The organism is Mesorhizobium sp. M7A.F.Ca.MR.362.00.0.0, from assembly GCF_004023175.1.
GTDB lineage: Bacteria > Pseudomonadota > Alphaproteobacteria > Rhizobiales > Rhizobiaceae > Mesorhizobium.
This window is the reverse complement of the sequence record NZ_RZTF01001255.1, coordinates 1-212: the sequence shown is the minus strand read 5'-3', so window position 1 is coordinate 212 and position 212 is coordinate 1. Positions and strand designations below refer to the sequence as shown.

Below are 212 nucleotides of genomic sequence, written 5' to 3'. Positions count from 1 at the left end.
CGCCACAACGCGCGGTCTGGCTGCCGCCGCACATGCCTCATCAGGTCAAAATGCAGGGCGTGACTACCCGCAGCCTGTACATCGAGCCCGAGGCCTTGCCGCTGGCAGCGCGTAGCGCAGATTGCCAGGTGGTCAGCATTTCGCCGCTGCTGCGTCAGTTGCTGATCGAGGCTGTGGAAATGCCGCTCGAATACGCGCAACAAGGACGCGAC

1 pseudogene is annotated in these 212 nt (G+C 63.7%); it reads left to right on the top strand.

The features are described 5' to 3' along the window. A pseudogene (locus tag EOC06_RS39820) lies at positions 1-212 on the top strand (AraC family transcriptional regulator); the annotation flags it as partial.